General features: G+C 74.3%; 23 protein-coding genes and 1 tRNA gene. 10 read left to right on the forward strand and 14 right to left on the reverse strand.

Going from position 1 to position 22,793, the window contains the following annotated elements:
* Positions 1 to 139 precede the first annotated feature (139 nt).
* On the reverse strand, positions 140 to 946 hold the full coding sequence (locus MTP13_RS16715; RefSeq protein ID WP_243568779.1) for an LmeA family phospholipid-binding protein: 807 nt from the start codon (positions 944 to 946) through the stop codon (positions 140 to 142).
* 10 nt (positions 947 to 956) lie between these two features.
* On the reverse strand, positions 957 to 2,630 hold the full coding sequence (locus MTP13_RS16720) for an arginine--tRNA ligase (RefSeq protein WP_243568780.1): 1,674 nt from the start codon (positions 2,628 to 2,630) through the stop codon (positions 957 to 959).
* Positions 2,631 to 2,669: 39 nt separating this feature from the next.
* On the opposite strand from MTP13_RS16720, the gene MTP13_RS16725 reads away from it, so the two are divergent.
* From MTP13_RS16725 to MTP13_RS16770, 9 genes are all read left to right on the forward strand, one after another.
* The gene (locus MTP13_RS16725) at positions 2,670 to 3,302 is read left to right on the forward strand and encodes a DUF3558 family protein (RefSeq protein ID WP_243568781.1); all 633 of its coding nucleotides are present in this window, start codon (positions 2,670 to 2,672) and stop codon (positions 3,300 to 3,302) included.
* A gap of 38 nt (positions 3,303 to 3,340) precedes the next feature.
* Positions 3,341 to 4,534 (forward strand): ROK family transcriptional regulator, encoded by a 1,194-nt coding sequence (locus MTP13_RS16730; RefSeq protein WP_243568782.1) that lies wholly within the window; start codon positions 3,341 to 3,343, stop codon positions 4,532 to 4,534.
* A 50-nt stretch (positions 4,535 to 4,584) separates the two neighbouring features.
* Positions 4,585 to 4,657, forward strand: a tRNA-Arg gene (locus MTP13_RS16735).
* Between the two features lie 119 nt (positions 4,658 to 4,776).
* Positions 4,777 to 5,307, forward strand: a complete 531-nt coding sequence (locus MTP13_RS16740) for a sigma-70 family RNA polymerase sigma factor (RefSeq protein ID WP_243568783.1) — start codon at positions 4,777 to 4,779, stop codon at positions 5,305 to 5,307.
* Entirely contained in the window at positions 5,294 to 6,097 is an 804-nt protein-coding gene (locus MTP13_RS16745) for a hypothetical protein (RefSeq protein WP_243568784.1), read from the forward strand. Before MTP13_RS16740 ends, MTP13_RS16745 begins: the two co-directional genes overlap by 14 nt.
* Before the next feature lie 84 nt (positions 6,098 to 6,181).
* Positions 6,182 to 8,221 carry a TPM domain-containing protein gene (locus MTP13_RS18245; protein WP_279399744.1) on the forward strand — a complete coding sequence of 680 codons (2,040 nt, stop codon included), beginning with the start codon at positions 6,182 to 6,184 and terminating at the stop codon, positions 8,219 to 8,221.
* A gap of 112 nt (positions 8,222 to 8,333) precedes the next feature.
* Positions 8,334 to 9,068, forward strand: coding sequence for a PspA/IM30 family protein (locus tag MTP13_RS16760; RefSeq protein WP_243568785.1), 735 nt, complete (start codon positions 8,334 to 8,336; stop codon positions 9,066 to 9,068).
* A 90-nt stretch (positions 9,069 to 9,158) separates the two neighbouring features.
* Positions 9,159 to 10,010, forward strand: coding sequence for an arginase family protein (locus tag MTP13_RS16765; RefSeq protein ID WP_243568786.1), 852 nt, complete (start codon positions 9,159 to 9,161; stop codon positions 10,008 to 10,010).
* Positions 10,007 to 10,411 (forward strand): Fe-S oxidoreductase, encoded by a 405-nt coding sequence (locus MTP13_RS16770; protein WP_243568787.1) that lies wholly within the window; start codon positions 10,007 to 10,009, stop codon positions 10,409 to 10,411. The genes MTP13_RS16765 and MTP13_RS16770 overlap by 4 nt, the downstream gene beginning before the upstream one ends.
* Positions 10,412 to 10,597: 186 nt before the next feature.
* Here MTP13_RS16770 and MTP13_RS16775 read toward each other — a convergent pair whose 3' ends face one another.
* The 12 genes from MTP13_RS16775 to MTP13_RS16830 all read right to left on the reverse strand — a co-directional run bounded on the left by MTP13_RS16775 (position 10,598) and on the right by MTP13_RS16830 (position 21,559).
* Positions 10,598 to 11,626: an iron-siderophore ABC transporter substrate-binding protein gene (locus MTP13_RS16775; protein WP_243568788.1), complete on the reverse strand. Its 1,029-nt coding sequence runs from the start codon at positions 11,624 to 11,626 to the stop codon at positions 10,598 to 10,600.
* 44 nt (positions 11,627 to 11,670) lie between these two features.
* Positions 11,671 to 12,657: an ABC transporter ATP-binding protein gene (locus MTP13_RS16780; protein ID WP_243568789.1), complete on the reverse strand. Its 987-nt coding sequence runs from the start codon at positions 12,655 to 12,657 to the stop codon at positions 11,671 to 11,673.
* Entirely contained in the window at positions 12,654 to 13,718 is a 1,065-nt protein-coding gene (locus MTP13_RS16785; protein WP_243568790.1) for a FecCD family ABC transporter permease, read from the reverse strand. The genes MTP13_RS16780 and MTP13_RS16785 overlap by 4 nt, the downstream gene beginning before the upstream one ends.
* On the reverse strand, positions 13,715 to 14,764 hold the full coding sequence (locus tag MTP13_RS16790; protein WP_243568791.1) for a FecCD family ABC transporter permease: 1,050 nt from the start codon (positions 14,762 to 14,764) through the stop codon (positions 13,715 to 13,717). Before MTP13_RS16790 ends, MTP13_RS16785 begins: the two co-directional genes overlap by 4 nt.
* Positions 14,764 to 15,732 carry a siderophore-interacting protein gene (locus MTP13_RS16795; protein WP_243568792.1) on the reverse strand — a complete coding sequence of 323 codons (969 nt, stop codon included), beginning with the start codon at positions 15,730 to 15,732 and terminating at the stop codon, positions 14,764 to 14,766. Before MTP13_RS16795 ends, MTP13_RS16790 begins: the two co-directional genes overlap by 1 nt.
* Positions 15,733 to 15,957: 225 nt before the next feature.
* A complete protein-coding gene (locus tag MTP13_RS16800; RefSeq protein WP_243568793.1) occupies positions 15,958 to 17,391 on the reverse strand; it encodes an amidase in 1,434 nt (477 codons plus the stop codon).
* Positions 17,392 to 17,425: 34 nt separating this feature from the next.
* Positions 17,426 to 18,004: a GNAT family N-acetyltransferase gene (locus MTP13_RS16805; RefSeq protein ID WP_243568794.1), complete on the reverse strand. Its 579-nt coding sequence runs from the start codon at positions 18,002 to 18,004 to the stop codon at positions 17,426 to 17,428.
* 98 nt (positions 18,005 to 18,102) lie between these two features.
* Positions 18,103 to 18,801 carry a uracil-DNA glycosylase gene (locus tag MTP13_RS16810; protein ID WP_243568795.1) on the reverse strand — a complete coding sequence of 233 codons (699 nt, stop codon included), beginning with the start codon at positions 18,799 to 18,801 and terminating at the stop codon, positions 18,103 to 18,105.
* Complete coding sequence (locus MTP13_RS16815; protein ID WP_243568796.1) at positions 18,801 to 19,517, reverse strand: Type 1 glutamine amidotransferase-like domain-containing protein; 717 nt, start codon at positions 19,515 to 19,517, stop codon at positions 18,801 to 18,803. The genes MTP13_RS16810 and MTP13_RS16815 overlap by 1 nt, the downstream gene beginning before the upstream one ends.
* Positions 19,514 to 20,029: a phosphoribosyltransferase gene (locus MTP13_RS16820; protein ID WP_243568797.1), complete on the reverse strand. Its 516-nt coding sequence runs from the start codon at positions 20,027 to 20,029 to the stop codon at positions 19,514 to 19,516. Before MTP13_RS16820 ends, MTP13_RS16815 begins: the two co-directional genes overlap by 4 nt.
* Positions 20,010 to 20,780 carry a potassium channel family protein gene (locus tag MTP13_RS16825; RefSeq protein WP_243568798.1) on the reverse strand — a complete coding sequence of 257 codons (771 nt, stop codon included), beginning with the start codon at positions 20,778 to 20,780 and terminating at the stop codon, positions 20,010 to 20,012. Before MTP13_RS16825 ends, MTP13_RS16820 begins: the two co-directional genes overlap by 20 nt.
* On the reverse strand, positions 20,777 to 21,559 hold the full coding sequence (locus tag MTP13_RS16830) for an SDR family oxidoreductase (RefSeq protein WP_243568799.1): 783 nt from the start codon (positions 21,557 to 21,559) through the stop codon (positions 20,777 to 20,779). Before MTP13_RS16830 ends, MTP13_RS16825 begins: the two co-directional genes overlap by 4 nt.
* A 34-nt stretch (positions 21,560 to 21,593) precedes the next feature.
* Here MTP13_RS16830 and MTP13_RS16835 point away from each other — a divergent pair, with 34 nt between their 5' ends.
* Entirely contained in the window at positions 21,594 to 22,754 is a 1,161-nt protein-coding gene (locus tag MTP13_RS16835; protein WP_243568800.1) for an acyltransferase family protein, read from the forward strand.
* Positions 22,755 to 22,793 lie beyond the last annotated feature (39 nt).

Here is a 22,793-nt window from a genome sequence, read left to right on the forward strand (position 1 = left end):
GAGCTGGGGGTGCTGCGCGGCGAGCGAACCCGGATTGGTCCCTGAAGCCAGTCGGCGTCATCCGCCTCGGCGGATCATCGCGAGTCTATCGACGGAGCCGGAGCCGCTGAAATTCATGACGACGCCCCGAAACGTCGGGTCAGTCGCAGCTGCCGGTCGTCGACAGGCTCGCGCCGTCGAGCGTGAAGCGCTCCGCCCCGAGCCACGCCGTCGCGGTGCCGGGCTCGACCTGCACGCGCTCCGCCCGGAGCCCCTCGGGCAGGTACTGCGCGACGCACACGGCGACCGGCTCCTCGCCGAGCAGCCGCTCGACGAGGCCCGACACGTCGATGCTGCCGCCGAGGGCGCCCACCGAGACGTCGACGGGGGTGAGCAGCACCTCGTCGCCGGCCGCCTCCGGGCGCGCGCTCGCCGTGTAGTCGACGGTGAGGCCGAGCAGCTCGGCCTGTCCGGCGTAGCCGACCGTGCCCTCGCCGAGCTCGACCGTGCCCACCGCCGCCGCGGTGCCGGCTTCGGCGATGAGGGCGTTCAGCGCGTCCTGCTCGATCGTGACGCGGGCGGAGAGCCGACCGACCGGCTCCGCGAGGTCGACGGGCACGCCGTGCAGCGTGACATCGACGGCCACGGGCGCACCGCGCACCTCGAGTTCGGGTGCGGAGAGCTCGACCTCGTCCATCCGACCGGAGAGGTACTGGGCGATGACGGAGAAGCCGCCGATGCGGACGTCGACGTCGCCCTGCACGTCCTCGGGCAGCTTCTGCTGGATCTTGGCCGCCACCTGCTGCTGCGCGATGCCGCGGGCGATGCCGTCGGCGACGACCGCGGCCACGCCGAGCACGACGACGACGACGAGCACGATGACGAGGGCGCGCAGCCCGCGCCGCTTCGGCTTCGGCCCCCGGGCACCGGGAGCCGGGTCGATCGGCACGGTCGCGGCCTCGCTCATCGCGCCTCCGTCACATCCGCTCGGGCGCCGAGACGCCGAGGAGGTCGAGGCCGTTGCGGAGCACCTGGCCGGAGGCGTCGTTCAGCCAGAGCCGGGTGCGGTGCAGCGGGCCGACCGGCTCCTCGCCGAGCGGCAGCACGCGGCAGTTGTCGTACCAGCGGTGGTAGAGCCCGGCGAGTTCCTCGAGATAGCGGGCGACGCGGTGCGGCTCGCGCAGCTCCGCCGCCTGCGCCACGACGCGCGGGAACTCCTGCAGGGCGCCGAGCAGGGCCGACTCCGTCTCGTGCTCGAGCAGCTCCGGGGCGAACTCCGAACGGTCGACGCCGGAGGCGGCCGCGTTCCGGGCGACGGCCGCGGTGCGGGCGTGCGCGTACTGCACGTAGAAGACGGGATTGTCGTTGGTGCGCCGCTTCAGCACCTCCGGGTCGATCGCGATCGGCGAGTCGGCCGGGTAGCGCGCGAGGGTGTACCGGAGCGCGTCGGTGCCGAGCCAGGCCTGCAGGTCGTCGAGCTCGATGATGTTGCCGGCGCGCTTGGACAGCCGGGCGCCGTTGACCGAGACGAGCTGGCCGATGAGGATCTCGATGTCGCGCTCGGGGTCCTCGCCCGCGGCGCCCGCGACGGCCTTCAGCCGGTGCACGTAGCCGTGGTGGTCGGCGCCGAGCAGGTACATCTTGTGCTCGAAGCCGCGGTCGCCCTTGTCGAGGTAGTACGCCGCGTCGGCGGCGAAGTAGGTGGGCACGCCGTTCGAGCGGCAGAACACGCGGTCCTTGTCGTCGCCGAAGTCGGTCGTCTTCACCCAGATCGCGTCGTCGGCCTCGTAGACGTGACCCTGGGCGCGCAGTCGCTCCAGCGCCGCGTCGATCGCCGAGACGCCGTGCTCGTCCTTCTGGTGCAGCCGGCGCTCGCTCGTCCACACGTCGAAGTGCACGTTGAAGCGGTCGAGCGAGGCCTGGATCTCGGCCAGTTGGTGCTCGTAGGCGATCTCGCGGGCGGTGTGCAGCGCGGTCGCGTCGTCGAGCTCGCCGAGCTTCGGCTCGCGCTCGAGCACGACCTTCGCGAGGTCGGCGATGTACTGGCCGGGGTAGCCGCCCTCCGGCGTCGGCTCGCCCTTCGCCGCCGCGAGCACCGAGGCGCCGAAGTTGTCCATCTGGTTGCCGGCGTCGTTGATGTAGTACTCGTTCGCGACCTCGGCGCCCGCGGCGCGCAGCACCCGGCTGATCGAGTCGCCGAGCGCCGCCCAGCGGGTGTGGCCGATGTGCAGGGGGCCGGTGGGGTTCGCCGAGACGAACTCCATGTTGATCACTCGGCCCGCCTGGGTGGTGCCGTGCCCGTAGTCGGCGCCCGCGTCGACGATCGTCTTCGCGAGTGCGCCGGCCGCCGCCGCGTCGAGGCGGATGTTGATGAAGCCGGGACCGGCGACCTCGGCGCTCGCCACGCCGTCGAGCTCGGCGAGGCCGGAAGCGAGCTCCTCGGCGATCTCGCGCGGGTTCGCGCCGAGCGGCTTCGCGATGCGCAGCGCCACGCTCGAGGCCCAGTCGCCGTGCTCGCGCAGCTTCGGCCGCTCGAGCACGATCTGCTCGGGGGTGACGCTCAGCTCGAGCTCCGCGCCCGCCGCGCGACGTCGCTCCACGAGGGCGGCGACGAGGTCGGACAGGGCATGCGAAAGATCGGCTGGAGTCACGCACGAATCCTATCGTTCGCGATTGATAGGGTTCCTCCCATGTCGCGCATGCACCGCTCCCCCGCCGTCCGGTCCGCCAAGGCCGTGGCGGCGTTCCTCGTCACAGTCGCGGCGACCGCCGCCTTCGCGGGCTGCGCGGCCGAGTCGCCGACCCCGAGCTCGACGCCGAGCGGGTCGCCGTCGCCCTCGAGCTCCGCGCCCGCGCCGAGCGAGACGCCGAGCGCCACTCCGGAGCCCACGTCGACACCGTTCAGCGCCGACTGCGACACCCTGATCACCCCCGATCAGATCTACGAGTTCAACGCCAACTTCGGCCTCGAAGAGGGCTTCGAGCCGAGCTCCACCGACGTCTCGGCCACGGTCGCGGCGGGCGGCACCGCCTGCGGCTGGCTCAACCAGACGAGCGGCGAGGTCATCCAGCTCGGCGTCGCGACGCCCGCCGGCCCGGCGCTCGACGCCGCCCGCAACCAGGCGGCGTCCGGCTCGAGCGCGGTGCCCACGTACGGCACGCCGCCGGCGGTCGAGGGGTACTTCCGCCAGTCCGGCGACTCGGGCGAGGCGCAGATCTTCACCGAGAGCGGCTACTGGATCGTCATCGACTCGAACGCGCTCTTCGAGCCGGGCGACGCCCAGCAGCTCGTCGAGGCGGTGCTGTCGAACCTGCCGGCGTGACGCCGGGCCACGGCCAGGCGGAACGGGAAGGAGCGAGGATGGCTGCGCGATCCGCCAAGGGCACGCCATCGTGGCTCGGCGCGGTCAACGACCGGGTCGGACTCTCGGCGCTGCTCGACCACGGCCCGCTCACCCGCAACCGGATCTGCGAGATCGTCGGCGTCTCCAAGCCCACGGCGTCGCTGATGATGACCCGGCTGCTCGCCGCAGGCGTCATCGAGGAGCGCGGCACCGTCGCGGGCTCCCCCGGCCGGAACGCCGCGCTGTACGCGGCGCGCATCGACCGCCCGCTCGGCGTGGCCGTCGACCTCGACGCCGCCGAACTCCGGGCGACCGTCGTCGACGCGGTCGGCACGGAGCATCCGGTCGCCCGCTTCGCCCTGCCCGCCGCGGCCGCCGACCGCGACGCGGTCGCGGAGATCCGCCGCGCCATCGCCGACGCGAGCGCGGCGGCCGGCACCGACGCCGAAGCGGTGCACACGGTCGTGATCGGCACCGCCGGCTACGTCGACCCCGGCGAGGAGGGCGAGCTGTTCACCGAGACGCTGCCCGGCTGGCCGGTGCTGCGCGTGCGGCAGACGCTCGAGGCGGCGCTCGGCCGCACGGTGTTCATCGAGAACGACGTGAACCTCGCCGCCGTCGCGGAGCGCGACTCGGGCGCCGGGGTCGACGGCGAGGTGTTCGCGCTCGTCTGGCTCGGCAACGGCGTCGGCGCCTCCTTCGACGTGGCCGGCGACCTGCACCGCGGCAGCTTCGGCGGGGCCGGCGAGATCGGCTTCCTCCCCCTCTCCGCGGAGGCGCGCGCGATGGACCCGGAGGCCCAGACGGTGCAGGACCTCGTCGGCGGCCGGGCGGTCGAGCGCTTCGTCCGGGCCGAGGGGCTGCCCGCCGGCGACCACCCGACGGCCCTCGCCGCGCTCGCCGCCGCCGGACCCGAGGTGCGCGCCCGCTTCACCGCGGAGTTCGGCGAGCGCGTGGCGCACGCCGTCCTTCCGCTGCTCGCCACGCTCGACCCGCGGCAGCTCGTGCTGGCCGGCCCGGTCGCGGCGATCGGCGGCGACGAGCTCGCGGCCGTCGTGCAGGCGGCGATCCGCCGGATCAGCCGCTGGTACCCGGAGGTCGTGGCGACGGAGGTGCGCGACGTGCCGGTGCTCCGGGGCGGCCGCACGTACCTGCGCGCGAAGGTGCGCGAGGACCTGCTGGACACCGTCGCGAGCCTCGTCGTGCACTGAGCCGAGCGTTCGGCGCGCCCCTCGCGGGGTGCTACTGTTGACAGCTGTGCGCCTCCGTAGCTCAGGGGATAGAGCGCCGGTTTCCGGTACCGTAGGTCGGGGGTTCGAATCCCTCCGGGGGCACGAGTTCGAATGACGCGGGACGCGAGTCCCGCGTCATTCGCGTTTCCGCCCCAACCGATTCGCCGACTCACTCGTCTCTTCAAGTGACGGCGGATCGTCCGCCGTCGGGAGGAACGAACGTGGCGAGCGCATGGGACCGGGTCGCGGAGCGGCTCGTCGCCGAACGCGGCGACGCCCTGGTGCGCTACGCCTACCTGCTCTGCGGCGATCGGGACGAGGCGGCCGACCTCGTGCAGGACGCGCTCGTCCGCACCTTCGGCCGGCCCCGCCGCTCGCTCGAGCTGCCGCGCGCCGAGGCCTACGTGCGACGAGCCATCCTGAACCTCGTCATCGACCGCTCCAGGCGGCGGGACACCTGGCGACGGGTCAGGCACCTCGCCGTCGAGCCCGAGCGGACGGTCGCCGCCGCCGAGGCGGTGGACGAGCGGATCGATCTCGCCGAGCGGCTGCGCACGCTCTCGCCGAGGCAGTCGGCGTGCCTGGTGCTGCGCTACTACGAGGACCTGCCGGTCGCGGAGATCGCCCGCGTCCTCGGCATCGCCCAGGGCTCCGTGAAGCGCTACCTGAGCGACGGGCTGCGGGCGCTCTCCTCCAGCATGATCGCGGCCGATCCGGCCGCCGGAACGGGAGGCGGAGATGGAACGCCCTGACCCTGAGGCGCTGCGTCGCGCCCTGCACGCGGATGCCGAGGGCGCCGACGGCGCCCGGCTCGACCTCGAGGGGGTGCTCTCGCGCAGCCGGCGCGACCGCCGACGACGGCGAACGGCCATCCTGAGCGGCGCGGCGAGCGCGGTCGCGGTGCTCGCGATCGGCGGCGTCGTGCTCTCCGGCGGCCTCGTGATGAACGCGGGGTCGACGACGGCCGACGCGCCCGCGAGCGCCTCGACCGAGGCCGACGGCGACGCCGCCGGGTCGCCCGCGCCGTCCGCGACGGGCGTCGCCCCGGCGGACGAGCCGCCGCAGGAGGAGCTCGCGTTGCGCCCGATCGACCGGCTGAACCCGTGCGGGACGTCTCCGGCCGCGGCGAACACGCCGTCCGCCGACGGGCTCGCGATCGAGATCTCGGCGGTCCCGGCGCTCGACGCCGGCGGCATCGCGCAGGCGACCGTGACCCTCACGAACACGGGCGAGGTCCCGTTCCGCGGCGAGCTGTTCGCCGGGCCGGCGCTCACCGTCGCCGACGAGGTCACCCGGTGGCACACGAGCGGGCTCGAGGCGGTGCGGATGCCGCTCGCACTCGAGCCCGGCGAGCACATCGAGCTCACCGCCCCGGTGCGCGCCGTGCGCTGCGACGACGACGCGGCGCTCACGGACCCCGGCGCCCTCCCCGCGCTCGCGCCCGGCTCCTACGCGCTGAGCGCCGCCGTCTCGCTCGCCGCCCCCGGTGCCGCACTCGGCGTCCCCCTCGTCTCCGAACCGGTGCAGCTGACCGTCCGCTGAGCGCCGCGCCCTCCGGTGGCGCCAGTTCGGGGGCGGGACATAGACTCTGGAGCGTCTGGTCCCGGGGCGGAGGGCTGCTGGTACATGTCGAAGCGACGTCTGGGTTCGATGCTGCTGGCGCTCGGCGCCGTCCTCACCGCGGTGGCCCTGCCCGCGGGCATCGCGCACGCGGAGGATCCGGTCTCGTTCGGCAGTTCCCCCGTCGTCGATCAGGCCGGCGTGCTGGGCGATGAGCTCGCCTCCGTCGAGCAGGCGCTCGTCGACGCCGGCGAGCGCAGCGGCCGCCAGCTCTATGTGGCCTACGTCGACGAGTTCACGAACCCGTCGTCCGCCGTCGAGTGGGCGGCGGACACCGCGGTCGGCGCGAACATGGGCGCCGAGGACTACCTCCTCGCCGTCGCCGTCGACGGCCGCGCCTACTACCTCTCCGCCGACCAGAGCGCCTCGCTCTCCGACGCCGAGCTCGACCGGATCAGCTCCGAGATCGTCGAACCCAGGCTCCGCGCCGGCGACTGGGCCGGCGCCGCGACCGCGGCGGCCGACGCGATCGCCGGCGGCGACGGTGCGGCCGGCGGCTGGTGGGGCTGGCTCCTCGCATTCCTCGTCGTCGCGGGCATCGTGGTCGTGATCGTGCTCGTCGTCCGCTCCCGTCGCAGGCGGGGCGCCGGGACCGCCGCGCCGGGCGCTCCCCCGCCGCCCTCGCTCGAGGAGCTGCGCCGCACCGCCGGCGGCGCCCTCGTGCAGATCGACGACGCGCTGAAGACCAGCGAGGAGGAGCTCGGCTTCGCCGTCGCCTCCTACGGCGACGAGGCCACCGCGCCGTTCCGCGAGGCCCTCGCCGCCGCGAAGGGCAAGGTGCGCGAGGCGTTCGCGATCCAGCAGCAGCTCGACGACGGGATCCCCGACACCGACGAGCAGCGCCGCGAGTGGTACTCGACGATCATCCGCGTGACCGGCGAGGCCGACGCGCTGCTCGACGCGCAGGCCGAACGCTTCGACGCCCTGCGCGAGCTCGAACGCACCGCCCCGGAGGCGCTCGCCCGGGTGCGGCAGACCGCGGCCGCCGTCGAGACCAACGCGTCGCCCGCGGCGGCCCGGCTCGCCTCGCTGCAGGCGCAGTACGCGGCCCCGGCCCTCGCGGCGATCGCCGACAACCCGGCGCAGGCCCGCGCCCGCCTCGACTTCGCGCGCGAGGCGATGGCCGAGGCCGAGGCCGCCCTCGCCCGGGGCGAGCAGGGCCCGGCCGCCGTCGAGATCCGCGCCGCGGAGGAGGCCGTCGACCAGGCGAAGCTGCTCGCGGCGGCCGTGGAGCGGCTCGCGGCCGAGCTCGCCGCCGCGGATGCGGCGATCGCCGCGGGTGCCGCCGACCTCGAGCAGGACGTGCAGACGGCCCGCGGCATGCCGGGCGACGGGCTCGCCGCGCTCGCCGAGCAGACCGCTGCCGAGGCCGCCGCGCTCCGCAGCGCCCTTGGCGCCGCCCCCCGCGACCCGCTCGCCCTGCAGGCGCGGCTCGCCCAGGCGAACACCGCCATCGATCAGGCGATCGCCGGCGCGCGCGATGCGGCGGAGCGCGTCCAGCGCGCCGCGGCCCAGCTGCAGCGCACGCTCGCCGCCGCCTCCGCCAAGGCACAGACCGCCGAGGACTACATCGTCGCCCGCCGCGGCGCCATCGGCCCGGAAGCCCGCACCAGGGTCGCCGAGGCCCGCAGGCTCGTCTCGGAGGCGGGCACCCAGGCGGCGAGCGACCCCGTCGCGGCGCTCGCCACCGCGCAGCAGGCCGAGCGCCTCGCCGACGAGGCGATCTCGCTCGCCCGCACCGACGTCGGCGGCTTCGGCGGCGGCGGGTACGGCTCCGGGTACGGCGGCGGCGCGGCCCCGGCCGGCCGCAGTTCCGGCGGCGACCTCTTCGGCGCGGTGCTCGGCGGCATCCTCATCGACAACCTGCTCGGCGGCGGAGGCGGCGGCGGCCGTCGCTCGAGCGGCGGCTGGGGCGGCGGCTCCGGCTCCTCCGGCTCGTCCGGCGGATTCGGCGGATTCGGCGGCGGCAGCTCCGGGCGCCGCTCCGCAGGGAGCTTCGGCGGCTCAGGCACGCGATCCCGCCGCGGGAGCGGAGGCCGATTCTGATCCGGACAGCCCGCCCCAGACTCGCCGGCACCGGCCGGCTCGCCGGCACCGGCCGGCTCGACCCGACGGATGCCGACGGCATCCGCTGACCCGCCACAGGAAAGGAACCGCCATGGTCAAACAGTCCATCTTCGGTCGCATCTCGCAGCTCGTCCGCGCGAACATCAACGCGCTCCTCGACGAGGCCGAAGACCCGCAGAAGATGCTCGATCAGATGGTGCGCGACTACACGAACTCCATCGCCGACGCCGAGGCCGCCATCGCGGAGACCATCGGCAACCTGCGCCTGCTCGAGGACGACCACCGCGAAGACGTCGACGCGGCCAAGGAGTGGGGCGACAAGGCCCTCGCCGCGAGCCGCAAGGCGGACGAGCTCCGCAGCGCCGGCGACGCCGCCGGGGCCGACAAGTTCGACAACCTCGCGAAGGTCGCGCTCAGCCGCCAGATCACGTCCGAGAACGAGGCGAAGGCCGCCGAGCCGCAGATCGCCGCGCAGACCGAGGTCGTCGACAAGCTGAAGGCCGGCCTGAACGGCATGAAGCAGAAGCTCGTCGAGCTGCAGAACAAGCGCAACGAGCTCGTCGCCCGGGCGAAGACCGCCCAGGCGCAGCGCCAGGTGCAGGACGCGGTCAAGTCGATCGACATCCTCGACCCGACGAGCGACCTCGGCCGCTTCGAGCAGAAGATCCGCCGCGAAGAGGCGCTCGTCCGAGGCCAGGCCGAGATCGCCGCGTCGAGCCTCGACGCCCAGTTCAACGAGCTCGACGACCTCGGCGAGCTCACCGAGGTCGACGCGCGGCTCGCCGCGCTGAAGGCCGGCGGCGGCCAGGGCGCGATCGGCGGCTGAACCGCGCGCACCAGTCGGATGCCCCGGGCGGAAGCTCGGGGCATCCGCCGTTCTCCCCCGATCCCCCGTCGAGGGGCGATACTGGAGACCATGCCGGCCACCTTCGTCGTCGTCCCCCTCTGGCAGGGTTCCGTCTCCGCTCGCGCGATGAGCCACGTCGACGGAGCCGAGGCGATCCGCGGCGATCTGCCGTCCGCCGCGACGCTCACGGTCGAGGTGCCCGTCGAGGCCGGTGAGGCGCTCGGCACCGGCATCCAGCGGTACAGCACGATCCGCCGCGTGCGCGAGGCCGCCGCGACGGTGCTCGAGCAGGTGCCCGACTGGGCGCTGACGATCGGCGGCGACTGCGGAGCCTCGCTCGCCGCGGTGGGGCACGCTTCGGCCCGCGGCGACGGCGAGCTCGCGGTGCTCTGGCTCGACGCCCACCCCGATCTGAACACGCCGGAGAGCTCGCCGTCGGGCGGCTTCGGCGGCATGACCCTCCGCGCCATCGCCGGCGAGGGCGCCGACGGTCTCCGGCTCGACGAGTCGCAGCGCGTCCCGCCCGAGCGCATCGTGCTCGGCGGCGCCCGCGCCTTCGACGACGAGGAGCGCCGCTACATCGACGAGCACGGCGTGCAGACGCTCACCGTCGAGGACCTCTCCGACCCGACCGTCGTGGTCGGCGCCCTCGAGGCGACGGGTGCGAGCCGCGTGTTCGTGCACCTCGACCTCGACGTGCTCGACCCCTCCGCGCTCGCCGGGCTCTCCTACCCGCTGCCGTTCGGAGTCGACGCCGCGACCCTCGCCGCCACGCTCCGCGCGGTCGTCGCGCGCTTCCCGATCGCGGGCGCCGCGATCGCGGGCTTCGCCCCCGGTTCCCCGCTCGCCGCGGAGGACGACCTGCCGACGATCCTGCGCCTCGTCGCCGCGCTCACCTCGGCCGAGCGGGGCGAGGCATGACGGGCGGTGCCCGCGGCATCCCGGACCGGGAGCCGCGCCGCGTCGTGCTGCGCCTCACCGACTCGCCCGTCAGCCGCGTCGGCTACTGGTGGGCCACGGCCGTCGGCTTCGTCTGGGGATCGCTGTGGAGCACCGGTCGCATCGAGCGGCGCGACGGGCTCTGGATCTTCCAGGGGATGCCGAAGTGGACCTTCGGCCGCGGCGGTTCCTGCGTCGGCGGCTGCTACCTCACCGACCGCAACGTCGGGCCGCGGGTGCTCGTGCACGAGGCCGTGCACCGGGAGCAGTGGCGGACGTACGGCATGCTCTTCCCGCTGCTCTACTTCATCGCCGGCCGCGATCCGCTGAAGAACCGCTTCGAGATCGAGGCCGGGCTCCAGGACGGCGGCTACCTCCCCTGACCCCTCCTCGCACAACTCAGGAACATCTGGCGGTTATGCGCGTGGCCCCATCGGACGATGCCCGGATTCACAGGGATGCCGATCGGGTTGTTCCTGAGTTGTGGAGCAACGGGGTGGAGATGGCGCGAACACGGAACGGCCCGGATGCCTCGAGGCATCCGGGCCGTTCCCGTGGCGTCTGCCCGCCTACTTGGCGAGCGCCGCCGCGATCGCGTCGACGAGCGTGGGCAGGCCGCCCTCCCAGTCGAAGCTGAGCGCGGTCGGCGGCGAGACCGAGGAGACCGTGACCGGGTCGGAGACCTGGGCGACCTTCCCCGCGGCGACGGCGGGGATGGCCTGCACCTCGGGCTTGGTGAGGAAGGCGTCGGCCTCCTCCTTCGAGGAGTGGTAGCTCACGATGAAGTCGGCGTCGAGCTGGTCGAGCTGCTCGTAGCTGAGTTCGTAGTAGAAGCCGCCGTCGCTCGTGTCGAGCTTCGACACGCTCGGCGCGACCTCGAGGCCGAGCTCGGTGAGCACCTCGATGCGCGAGTCGGCCGCGGTGTAGACCGAGACGAAGCCGTCGCCGTCCCAGATGCCGGCGAAGGTCTTGCCCGCGAACTCGGGGTGCGCTGCGGCGGTCTCCGCGAGCTGGTCGGAGATCGAGGCGAGCAGCTCGTCGCCCTGCTCGGCGAGGCCGAGCGCCTCGGCGGTGATGCGGATCTCCTCGTCCCACGGGGTGGTCCACGGCGCCTCGGGATAGGCGACGACGGGGGCGATCTCGGAGAGGGTGTCGTACTGCTCCTGCGTGAGGCCGGAGTACGGCGCCAGGATCAGGTCGGGGTCGGCCTCGATGAACTCCTCGTAGGGCACGGTCGCGCCGCCCTCGGGGTCGCTCAGCAGGGCGGGCAGCTCGACGCCGGCGTCCTCGTAGGCGGCCTCGACCCAGGGCAGGTAGTTGCCGGCGCCGACGGTCCAGATCTGCTCGCCGATCGCGACGGGGTAGACGCCGAGGGCGATGGCCGCCTCGGTCGACCCCCATCCCCAGGTGGCGACGCGCTCGGGCGCCTGGTCGATCACGGTCTCGCCGAGGGCGTGCTCCATGGTGATCGGGAAGCCCTCGCCGGTGACGGGCGCGTCGCTCGCCGCGGGCTCGGTGCTCCCGCCGGCGCAGGCGGACAGGGCGATCGCGGCGACGGCGGCACCGGCCACGGCGATCAGGGAACGGCGAAGACGCACGGGGACTCCTCGAGTCGATCAGGGGATGATAAGGACAGGCTAACCTAACCGAGAGTGGATTCGGAACCCGCGTTGCGCTCCGTGACGACCGGCGCCGAGTGGAACCGTCCGATCGGCACGATGAGCGGACCGCCGGAGACCGGGTCGTCGATCACCTCCGCCGAGAGCCCGAACGCGCCGTGCACCGTGTCGCGGTCGAGCACGCGGGCGGGCTCCCCCTCGGCCACCACGCGACCACCCGACATCACGACGAGGTGGTCGGCGTAGCGTGCCGCCAGGTTCAGCTCGTGCAGCACCATCACGATCGTCGTGCCGCGCTCGCGGTTCAGCGCGGTGAGGAGGTCCAGAAGTTCGAGCTGATGGGCCAGGTCGAGGTAGGTGGTGGGCTCGTCGAGCAGCATCACCTCGGGCTGTTGCGCCAGCACCATCGCGATCCAGACCCGTTGCCGCTGCCCGCCGGAGAGTTCGTCGATCGGCCGGTCGGCGAGTTCGGCCATCCCGGTCGCCTCGAGCGCCTCGGCCACCGCCAGGTCGTCGCCGCTCGAATGCCGACCGAACCAGCCCTGGTGCGGGTAGCGCCCGCGCCCCACGAGGTCGGCGACGCGCACGCCGTCCGGGGCGACCGAGGACTGGGGCAGCACGCCGAGCCGGCGGGCGAGCTCGCGACGCGGCATCCGTCCGACGTCCTGCCCATCGAGCGTGACGCGGCCGGCCTCGAGCGGATGCAGTCGCGCGAGGCCGCGCAGCAGCGTCGACTTGCCGCACGCGTTCGGGCCGACGATCGCCGTGATCCGTCCCGCCGGCAGCCGCAGCGAGAGGTCCTCGACGATGCGGCGGCCGTCGTAGCCGAGGCTCACGCCCTCGGCGGCGAGGCCGATGGGGTGGCCGGCGCGGTGGTCGGCGCGGTCCGAGGGGCCGGAGGCGTCGGCGGACGGACGGGGCGCGGATGCCTCGACCGGGACCGGCCCGGCGTCGGCTGGAACCGAGCCGGCCTCCACGGCCGGGTCGACGGTGCGTGCCCGGGGGGTCATGCGCGGGTCCTCTCGGTGCGGGCGAGCAGCCAGAGCAGATAGGGGGCGCCGATCAGGCCGGTGACGATGCCGACGGGGGCCATCAGCCCCGGGATCGCGAACTGGCCGACGACGTCGGCGGAGAGCGTCAGCACGCCGCCGACGACGGCCGCGGCGAGGAGCGCCGCGCCGCCGCCGCCGACGAGCCGGCGAGCGATGGCGGGGGCGATGAGTGCGACGAAGGCGATCGGCCCCGCGATCGCGGCGGCGACGGCGACGAGCCCGACGGCCGCGGCCAGCAGCACCACGCGGCCCGCGTGCGCCCGGGCTCCGAGCGACGAGGCGTGGTCGTCGCCGAGCGCGAGCACCGCGAGCATGCGCGAGGCGAGCGCGACGACGAGCGACATCACGGCGACCCCGAGGAGGAGGCCCGCGAGGTCGTCGCCGCGCACGTCCGCGACGCTGCCGACCGTCCAGTGCAGCGCCTGCTGCGCCTGCCGCACGTCGCCGCGGGCGAGCAGCCAGCTGACCGCCGAACCGCAGACGTAGGCGAGGCCGACGCCGACGAGCACGAAGCGGATGCCGTGCAGGCCCTGCCGCCACGCGACGGCCCAGATGATGACGGCGACGAGCAGTCCGCCGGCGAAGGCGAAGCCCGTGACCCAGATGCCGGCGAGGCCGAGCCCGAGCATGGCCCAGACGGCGCCGAGGCTCGCCCCGGAGGAGATGCCGAGGATGTCGGGGCTCGCGAGCGGGTTGCGCAGCACCGCCTGGAACACCGAGCCGGCGAGCCCGAAGGCCCAGCCGACGACGAGGGCCGCCACGATCCGCGGCAGGCGGAGTTCGAGCACGACGAAGCGCTCCACCTTCTCGCCCTGCCCGAGCAGCACCGCGAGCACCCGGTCGGGCGAGACGGCCGCCGCGCCGAGCGACGCGGCCACGAGCGCGACGGCGAGCCCGAGCGCCGCGACGACGAGCACGACCGCGAGCCCGCGACGGCGACGACGACGGCGCACCTCGTGCAGCCGTCCGACGCCGGGCGACGCCTCCGCGCGGCCGGGGCGCACTCCCACGGCGGTCACAACCCGGCCACCTTCCGGCTGCGGGCGACCGCGATGAGCACGGGCGCGCCGAGGAAGGCCGCGACGACGCCCGCCTCGAGTTCCGAGTTCGGCACGACGAGCCGGCCGAGCACGTCGGCGGCGAGCAGCATGATCGGCCCGAGCAGCAGCGCGAGCGGCATGACGAGGCGGTAGTCGCTGCCGACCAGCCGGCGCGCCGCATGCGGCACGACGAGCCCGACGAGGGCGATCGGGCCGGCGAGGGCCGTCGCGGTGCCGCAGAGCAGCACGATCGCGACGCCCGCGAGGCCGCGGGTGACGCCGACGCGCTGCCCCAGGGCGCTCGCGACGTCCTCGCCGAGGGCGAGGAGGTTGAGCCGGTGCGCGAGGAAGAACGCCAGCACGGCGCCGACGAGCAGGAACGGCCAGAGCACGCCGACCGTCGCGAGCTCGCGCCCCGTCAACGAGCCCACCGCCCAGAAGCGGTACTGGTTGAACGCCTCGGTGTCCTGCAGCAGCACGAGCGCGATGAGCGGCGTGATGAACGCCGTGACGGCCGCGCCGACGAGTGCGAGCCGCACGGGTTCCCCGCGGCCGATCGAGAACACCGCGACGGCCGCGAGCCCGGCCCCGGCGAAGGCGAGCCAGATGTAGCCGAGCGGGTCGACGATCCCGACGAAGGAGATGCCCAGCACGACCGCCAACGAGGCGCCGGCGTTGATGCCGAGCAGGCCGGGATCGGCGATCGGGTTCCGGGTGACGCCCTGGATCACCGTGCCCGCGAGGCCGAGCGCGACGCCCGCGGCGAGCCCGATGACCGTGCGCGGCACGCGCAGCTGCAGCACGACGAACTGGTCCGGGTCGGCCGTGTCGGGCGAGAAGATCGCCCGCCAGACCTGTGCTGGGTCCATCGCCCGGACGCCGAAGGCGAGGCTCGCGAGCACCATCAGCACGAGCACCAGGGCCGCGAGGCCGAAGACCAGCACGACCCGGCCGGGCCGGGAGCGGGTCGGCCGACGCGGGGCGGGCGCGGAAACCGAGGACGGGCCCGTGGTGGCGGCGCGCATCACTCCAGCTCGGCGCGACCGCGCCGCCAGTAGCCCATGAACGCGACCTGGCGCCGGTCGAGACCGGCGTCGCGCACGAGGAAGCGGCGCAGCGCCGTGATGACGGATGCCTCGCCGGCGAGCCACGCGTAGCAGGCCCCGTCGAGGCTCCGACCCTCCGGCACGTCCCAGAGCGGCACGTCGTCGCCGTCGGCCCGCTCGGCCGCGGCGAGCGCGGCGGCCCCCGAGGCATCTGCGGCGGCGGCCGCCTCGCCCGAGCCGCTCGGCGTCGTCGCCCGCACGACCCAGTCGCGCACTGCGGGGATCAGCCGCTCCCCGTGCACCGCGTCGGCCGAGGAGCGGGCGAGCCAGCGCACCTCGACGGCGGGCGGCGCGGCGACCGGCAGCACGTCGTCGGCGGTCGGCACCTCGATGATGGCGGCGCCCGAGGCGTCGGCGGGGAGCTGCTCGAGAATCGCGCAGATGGCGGGCGCCGCGGTCTCGTCGCCGGCGAGCAGCACGGTGTCGACCGCGCCCGGGCGGAAGTCGATGCCCACGGTGCGCTCGGGGCTGCGCTCGTCGGGCCCGATGATGATGAGCTCGTCGCCGGCGCTCGCGCGGGCGGCCCAGGCGGAGGCGGGTCCGAGGTCGCCGTGCAGGGCGAAGTCGACGTCGACCTCCCGGCGGTGCGGGCGCACGGCGCGCACCGTGTAGGTGCGGAACACGTTGCGCCGCTCGGCGGGCAGCTCCCGCCAGGCGCGGTACCAGTCCTCCCCCTCGGGGAAGTCGGCGAAGCCGCGGCCCTCGATGGGGAAGACGAGCTTCACCCGCTGGTCGAGGCCGGCGGTGCCGAAGTCGGCGAGCTCCTCCCCCGCGAACGTCACCCGGACGAAGTGGGGCGACAGTCGCTCGACCCGCGCGACGGCGGCGGGGAAGCTGCGGTACGCCGGTCGCGAGCGGACGATCGACTCCGCTACTGAGGTAAGCATTACCTAAGTCTTACACACCACTCCGCCGGGGCGAAGAGACAATTCAGGAACATCTGCCCGTTATGGCCGCCGTGCATTTCGCGGAGGCCCGAGATTCCGCGCCTGCCCGGAACGCGTTCCTGAGTTCTCGAAAGGCGGCGGGGCGGGGTGGACGGGGCAGGGCGGGCGGGCCGGGCGGGGCGACGGAGCGGGCGAGGCGGCGCCCGACGGGCGGGGCGGGGCCGCTCACCAGACCTGCGGACGCCGCCCCACGACACCGGCACGGCGCTCGAACTGCGCCGCGATCGACAGCAGCACGGCCTCGCCGCCCGGCCGCCCGATCAGCTGGACCCCCATCGGCAGCCCGCCCTCGGTGAACGTCACCGGCACGGTGATCGCGGGCAGCCCCGTGACGTTCACGAAGGAGGTGAACGGCGTGAACGCGACCTGCTGGGCGAAGTTGCGCTCGCCGTCCTCCGCGTCGTACCAGCCGACGGGGCGCGGCGTCATCGCGAGCGCCGGGGTGAGCACCGCGTCGTAGCTCGCGAGGCGGCGGATGACGCGCTGCTCGTAGTCCGAGAGCCACGACAGCGCCGCGACGAGCTCGGTCGCGGGCAGGGCGCGGCCGCGGCGGAGCAGCCAGCGGGTGAGCGGCTCGAGCAGCTCCTCCCCCTCGCCCTGCACCGGGATGCCGCCCGCGCCCGCCTGCCAGACGGCGCGGAACGCGTCGGCGTAGCCGGGCTCGGGCGCCGGCGGAACGGCCTCGACGCCGTGCCCGAGCCGGTCGGCGAGCTCGATGCCGCGCTCGAGTGCGGCGTGCGCCTCGGGCTCGACGACGATCTCGGTGAAGTCGTCCCACGGGGTCTCGGTCATCACCCCGAGCTGATAGCGGCCCTCGCCGCGGATCGCGGCACCGAGGAACGGGCCGTCGGAGCCGGGGGCGCGGAGGGCGAAGGGATGCTCCGCCGGGTACCCGGCCGGAGCGACCAGGCCGTCCAGCAGCAGCGCGGCGTCCGCGACGGTGCGCGCGATCGGGCCGGCCACGCCGAGGCCGGCGAGGCTGCCGATCCCGGACCCGCCCGGCACCCGCCCCCGCGACGGCTTCAGCCCCACCAGCCCGCAGGAGGCGGCCGGGATGCGGATCGAGCCGCCGCCGTCCGAGCCGGGCGCGAACGGCAGCAGCCCGGCCGCGACGGCCGCCGCGGCGCCGCCGCTCGAGCCGCCGGCGCCGCGCGCGAGGTCCCAGGGCGTGCGGGCGGGCGGGAAGGCGAGCCCCTCCGTGTACGACGGCAGCCCGAACTCGGGCGTCGCGGTCTTGCCGAGGCTCACGGCGCCGGCACGGTCGACGTCGCGCACGAGCGCATCGGACTCCGCGGGCACGAAGTCGGCGAAGGCGCGGGAGCCGAAGCGGGCCGGCATCCCCGCGCGCAGCTGCAGGTCCTTGTCCGCGAGCGGCATCCCCCAGAGCGGCGCGGTCCGCGGCACCTCCCGCTCGACGAGGCGCGCGCGCTCGAGCGCGGCCTCCGCGTCGACGTGGGCGAAGGCGCCGACCCGGGGGCCCAGCCGCTCGATGCGGGCGAGGAAGTGCGCCGCGAGCTCGCTCGGCGAGACCTCGCCGCGCTGGAGCAGCTGGTGCAGTTCGAGGGCGGTCGCTTCGTGCAGTTCCACCGGGTCGCTCATCCGTCGAGCCTACGACCGACGGCGGTCTGCGCGCTCAGCGCAGGTTCTTCTGCATCAGCACCGTGCCGAGCCAGCGGTCGAACTTGAAGCCGACGCGCCCCATGCGGCCGATCTCGACGAAGCCGAACTTCTCGTGCAGCGCGAGCGAGGCCTCGGCGCCCTGGTCGGCGATGACCGCGATCATCTCGCGGAGCCCCGCCGCGGTCGACGCATCGAGGAGGGCCGTCAGCAGCGCGCGGCCGAGCCCCTTGCCGGATGCCGCGGGGCCGAGGTAGATCGAGTTCTCCGCTGTGTACCGGTACGCCCGCCGCTGGCGCCAGGGAGCGGCGAGCGCGTAGCCGAGCAGCTGACCGGACGGCGACTCTGCGACGAGGAACGGCAGGCCGAGCTTGTCGAGCATGGCGAACTTCTGCCGCCACTCGCGGAGGGTCATCGGGTCCTCGTCGAAGGTCACCGTGGAGTTCGCGACGTAGTAGTTGTAGATCTCCCGCACGCTCGGCAGGTCGGCGGGCGTCGCCGGCCGGATGACGTACTCGAACGGCGGCTCGGCGGGCGCAGCCGGTCGCAGATGCGGCGGCGGCACGCGCCGCTGCTGGTATTCCTCCTCGAGCATGGCGGCCAGCCTACGCGTCCGGTGTTGCGGGCGCGTTTCGGCGGCCGAGCCGGCGGAGTCGGCCGAGCCGGCGGAGTCGGCCGAGCCGGCGGCGCGGCTCAGGCGGGCAGCGACCAGTCGACCGGGGCGCCGCCCTGGGCCTCGAGCAGCGCGTTCGCCCGGCTGAACGGCTTCGAGCCGAAGAAGCCGCGCGAGGCGGAGAGCGGGCTGGGGTGCACCGACTCGATCGTCGGGGTCTGGCCGAGCAGCGGTTTCAGCGACTGCGCGTCGCGCCCCCAGAGGATCGCGACGAGCGGCGTGCCCCGAGCAACGAGGGTGCGGATGGCGTGGTCGGTGACCGCCTCCCAGCCCTTGCCGCGGTGCGAGGCCGGCGTGCCGGGGCGCACGGTCAGCACCCGGTTCAACAGCATGACGCCGTTGCGGCTCCAGGCACCGAGGTCGCCGTGCGCCGGCGGCTCGACGCCGAGGTCGTCGCGCAGTTCCTTGTAGATGTTGCCGAGACTGCGCGGTACCGGTCGCACGTGCGCCTCCACGGCGAAGCTCAGCCCGATCGGATGCCCCGGCGTCGGGTACGGGTCCTGCCCGACGATGAGCACCCGGACGTCGTCGATCGGCTGCGAGAACGCGCGCAGGACGCGGTCCCCCGCCGGCAGGTAGCCGTGACCGGCGGCCTGCTCGGCGCGCAGGAACTCGCCGAGCTCGGCGATGCGCGGGGCGACCGGCTCGAGCGCGGCCGCCCAGCCCGGGTCGATGAGGCCGGCCTCGGCGAGCTCGGGCAGGGTCTTCGCGGGCGCCATCAGGCGCCGATCGTCGAGACGAGGACGCCGCCGTCGCCGGGGAGCACGCGCCACACACTGCCGTCGCCCTCGACGCGCAGCCCGCCCTCGCCGACGATGAGCACCGTGCGCTCGTCGATGCCGAGGGCGCCGTCGATGAGCCCGGACTCCACGGCGGCCACGAGCCGGGAGAGGGTGCCGCGCTGCGCGACGTGCGCGTCGATCGCGACGTCGACGAGGCCGATGCCGGCGTCCACCTCGAACTCGGGGCCGGGCTCGGCCGGGTCCTCGGGCGCGACCAGCACCCCGTCGATGCGGGAGCCGCCGCCGAGCGCGCCCTCGGCCGCGATCATGGCGCCGGCCGAGACGCCGAGGTAGGGCACGCCGCCCGCGACCTGACGCCGCAGCTCGCCGAAGAGCGGTTCGAGCCCGGCGCGCACCTGTTCCACGATGCCGCCGCCGACGAGGATGCCGTCGACGTCCGCGATCGCGGTGAGCGCGAGCGGCTCGCCGCCGGGCGAGCTCGTCACGTGGGTCTCGACCTCGCCGGCCGCGGCGAGCACGACGCGCAGCACCTCGGCCCGCTCCGGACCGCCCGGGTGGATCGACACGATCGCGACGCGGGGCACGGTGCGGCCGGCCGCGCGGGCCCGCGTCGCCGCCTCGGCGAGGAACGGGGCGTACAGCGGGGCGTCCGCCGGCTCCAGCGCGCCGCCGCCCAGCAGGTGGACGCTCACGCGGTGACCTGCACCGGCGGCTGCGCCGACCACGGGAAGACGATCCAGTCGTCGGTGGCCCGGTAGCTGTAGTCCGGCACGAGCACCGTGCGCGACTTCGTGTAGAGCGTCGCCGTGCGCACCTCCGAGCCGACGTCGGTGAGCAGTTCGAGCACCTTCGCGAGCGTGCGGCCCGAGTCGGAGACGTCGTCGACGAGCAGCACCTTCAGGCCGGCGAGCGCGGGGGCGTCGAGCATCGGCGGGTGCACGATCGGCTCGGGCAGGACCTGCTCGATGTCGGTGTAGAACTCCACGTTGATGGAGCCGCACTGCTTGGTGCCGAGCGCGTACGAGATCGCGCCGGCCAGCAGCAGCCCGCCGCGGGCGATCGCGATGACGACGTCGGGGCGGAACCCCGACCCGAGCACGTCCGCGGCGAGGGTCCTCGCCGCCTCGCCGAACTGGTCCCAGCCGAGGATCTCGCGACGCACATCGGGTTCGCCGATGGCCGCGTCATTCGCGTCGAAGGTCATCCTGCAAGGGTACGGCGTCGGGGGCCGCCCCGGCATCCGCGGTCCGTCCCTCGTGCGGGCGCTCGCGCTCCTCGTGCGGCCGCTCGCGGAGCTGCCCGAGGCGCTCGGTGAACAGCGAGACGATCGTGGCCGAGGCGGTGCCGACGATCGCGATGCCGCCGATCATCAGCATGACGGCGAAGATGCGCCCGGTCACCGTCACCGGGTACATATCGCCGTAGCCCACGGTGGCGATCGTGACGCAGGCCCACCAGATCGCGTCGCCGAAGCTCTGGATCGTCGCGCCCGGAGCGTCGCGCTCGACGTTCAGCGTGGCGAGCGCGATGAAGACGATGAAGACGACGGCGTAGACGAGCATCGAGGAGACGACCCGCGCGCGGAACGCGTCGCCGCCATGGCCCCGGAAGAACCGCACCCGGTGCACGAGACTCACCACGCGAAGCGCCCGGAACACCGGCAGCAGCGCCGAGAGCACGTCGAGCGGGTGGTGCGCGAGGAACGCGATCCGGTGCCCGCGCGGGGTGAGCGCGCAGCGCACGACGACGTCGACGACGAAGGTCGCCCAGGAGAGGATGAGCAGCAGCTGCAGCGTCAGCACGAGCCAGGGCGGCAGCGCCTCCGTGAGCACGAGGGTCGCGTAGGCGACGAGGAACCCGATCCCGAGCACGACGAGCGGCCCGGTCGTGCGGTCCTCCCAGGCGCGGCGGCGGGCGGTCTCACGATCGCGCTCGCCCCCGCCCGTCCCGCTCATCGCCCGGTCCGCACCTCGAGCGGTCCCCGCGCCAGCAGGTGCGGGGCGGCCTGCGCCACAGGTTTCACGACGATGAGGTCGAGATCGACGTGCCTGGGTTTGCCCATCGCGTCGGCGATGACCGCGGCGACGTCCTCGGCGGCGAGCGGCTCCGCCACTCCGGCGTAGACGGCCTCCGCCTTCTCCCGGTCGCCGCCGTAGCGCACGAGCGAGAACTCCTCGGTGCGCACCATGCCGGGCGCGACCTCCACGACGCGGATCGGTTCGCCGTTCAACTCCAGCCGCAGCACCGCGGTGACGGCGTGGGCGGCCGACTTCGCGGCGTTGTACCCGCCTCCGCCCGCGTACGGTACGTGCCCGGCGATCGAGGTGACGTTGACGAGGTCGGCGACGCCGCGCTCCGCGGCCCCCTGCCGCAGCAGCGGCAGGAGCGCCGCGGTGACGCGCTGCAGCCCGAGCACGTTCACCTCGAACATCCAGCGCCAGTCCTCGGGATCGGATGCCTCGACGGAGGCGACCCCCTTGGCCCCGCCCGCGTTGTTCACGAGCCCGTGCACGGGCCCGCCCCGGGCGAGCTCGGCGGCGAGGGCGTCGACGTCGTCCTGCCTGGTGACGTCGCAGACGACGAACGCGGCCCCCGTCTCCTCGGCGAGCGCGCGCAGCCGATCCGCGCGCCGCGCGACGGCGACCACCTCCCAGCCGCCTGCGCGGAGCGCCCGCACCGTGGCTTCGCCGATGCCCGAGCTCGCCCCGGTGACCACTGCCCGCCTGCCGTTCATGCGCCTATTCTGCCCGTGCTGGAACAATGGGGCGATGCCTTCCACGCCGACGACGCCGACGAAGTCCCAGCCGCACCAGAAGAAACGGGTGCCGCTGTGGGACAACGCGAGGTGGATCGCGATCGTCCTCGTCGTCGTCGGTCACGGCATCCTGCCGCTCATCGGCGAGTCCAACTCGGCGTACAGCGTCTACCTGTTCATCTACTCCTTCCATGTGGCGGTGTTCGTCACGGTCTCGGGCTACTTCGCGAAGTCGGGGCCGCCGACGGCCCGGTCGATCCGCCAGGTGATCACCGACATCGTGCTGCCGTACCTGATCTTCGAGACGATCTGGACGGTGCTGCGATTCCTCCTCGGCACCGGGGTCGGGCTCGACTACGCGACGCCGTCGTGGACGCTCTGGTTCCTCATCGCGCTCGCGGTGTGGCGCGTCGCGCTGCCCTACCTGGTGGTGCTGCGGGCGCCCCTGCTCATCGCGATCGCGATCTCCGTCGCCGCCGGCTACTCGGAGACGATCGACTCGACGCTCGCCCTCAGCCGCACCTTCGGCATGCTGCCGTTCTTCGTCTTCGGGTGGAAGCTGCGGCAGTGGCGCATCACCGGCCGCTGGTTGGCGCTGCCCGCCCGCGTGGCCTGGCGCTGGCGCGCGGGGGCGATCGCGCTGTTCGCCGCGGTGCTCATCGCCATGCCGAGCGCGATCGAGTGGTGGCGCGACATGAAGCTCCGCCGGTTCCTGCTCTACGACGAGTCCTACCCCGACCTCGGCTACGACGAGCCGTGGACGGGCGCCATCCGGCTCGGTCTGCTCCTCGCCGCCATGGTGCTCGCGGTCGCCTTCCTCACGCTCATGCCGCGCGGGGCGCACTGGTTCACGCCGTTCGGCGCCGCGACGATGTACATCTACCTGCTGCACAGCTTCGTGCTCTATCCGTTCCGCGAGTCGGGCGTGCTCGAGGGCGATCAGCCGTTCTGGGTGCTGCCCGCGATGATCGTATTCTGCGTCGGCATCTCGATCGTGCTGTCGCTGAAACCCGTGCGCCGGCTCTTCCGCCCGCTCGTCGAGCCGCGCGCCAGGTGGCTGTTCCGCCCGGAGCCGTCGACCGCGACCGGCACGATCGTGCTCCCCCCGGAGGCCCTTCCGCCGGGCCCGGCCGGTACGACGCCGCCCACGGCCCCGCCCGCGCCGCGCGACTGAGCCGGCCGGTCAGCGGTTACGCCGTGTGTCGGGTCGCGT

The sequence above is a fragment of the Agromyces soli genome (assembly GCF_022811605.1).
Classification (GTDB): domain Bacteria; phylum Actinomycetota; class Actinomycetes; order Actinomycetales; family Microbacteriaceae; genus Agromyces; species Agromyces soli.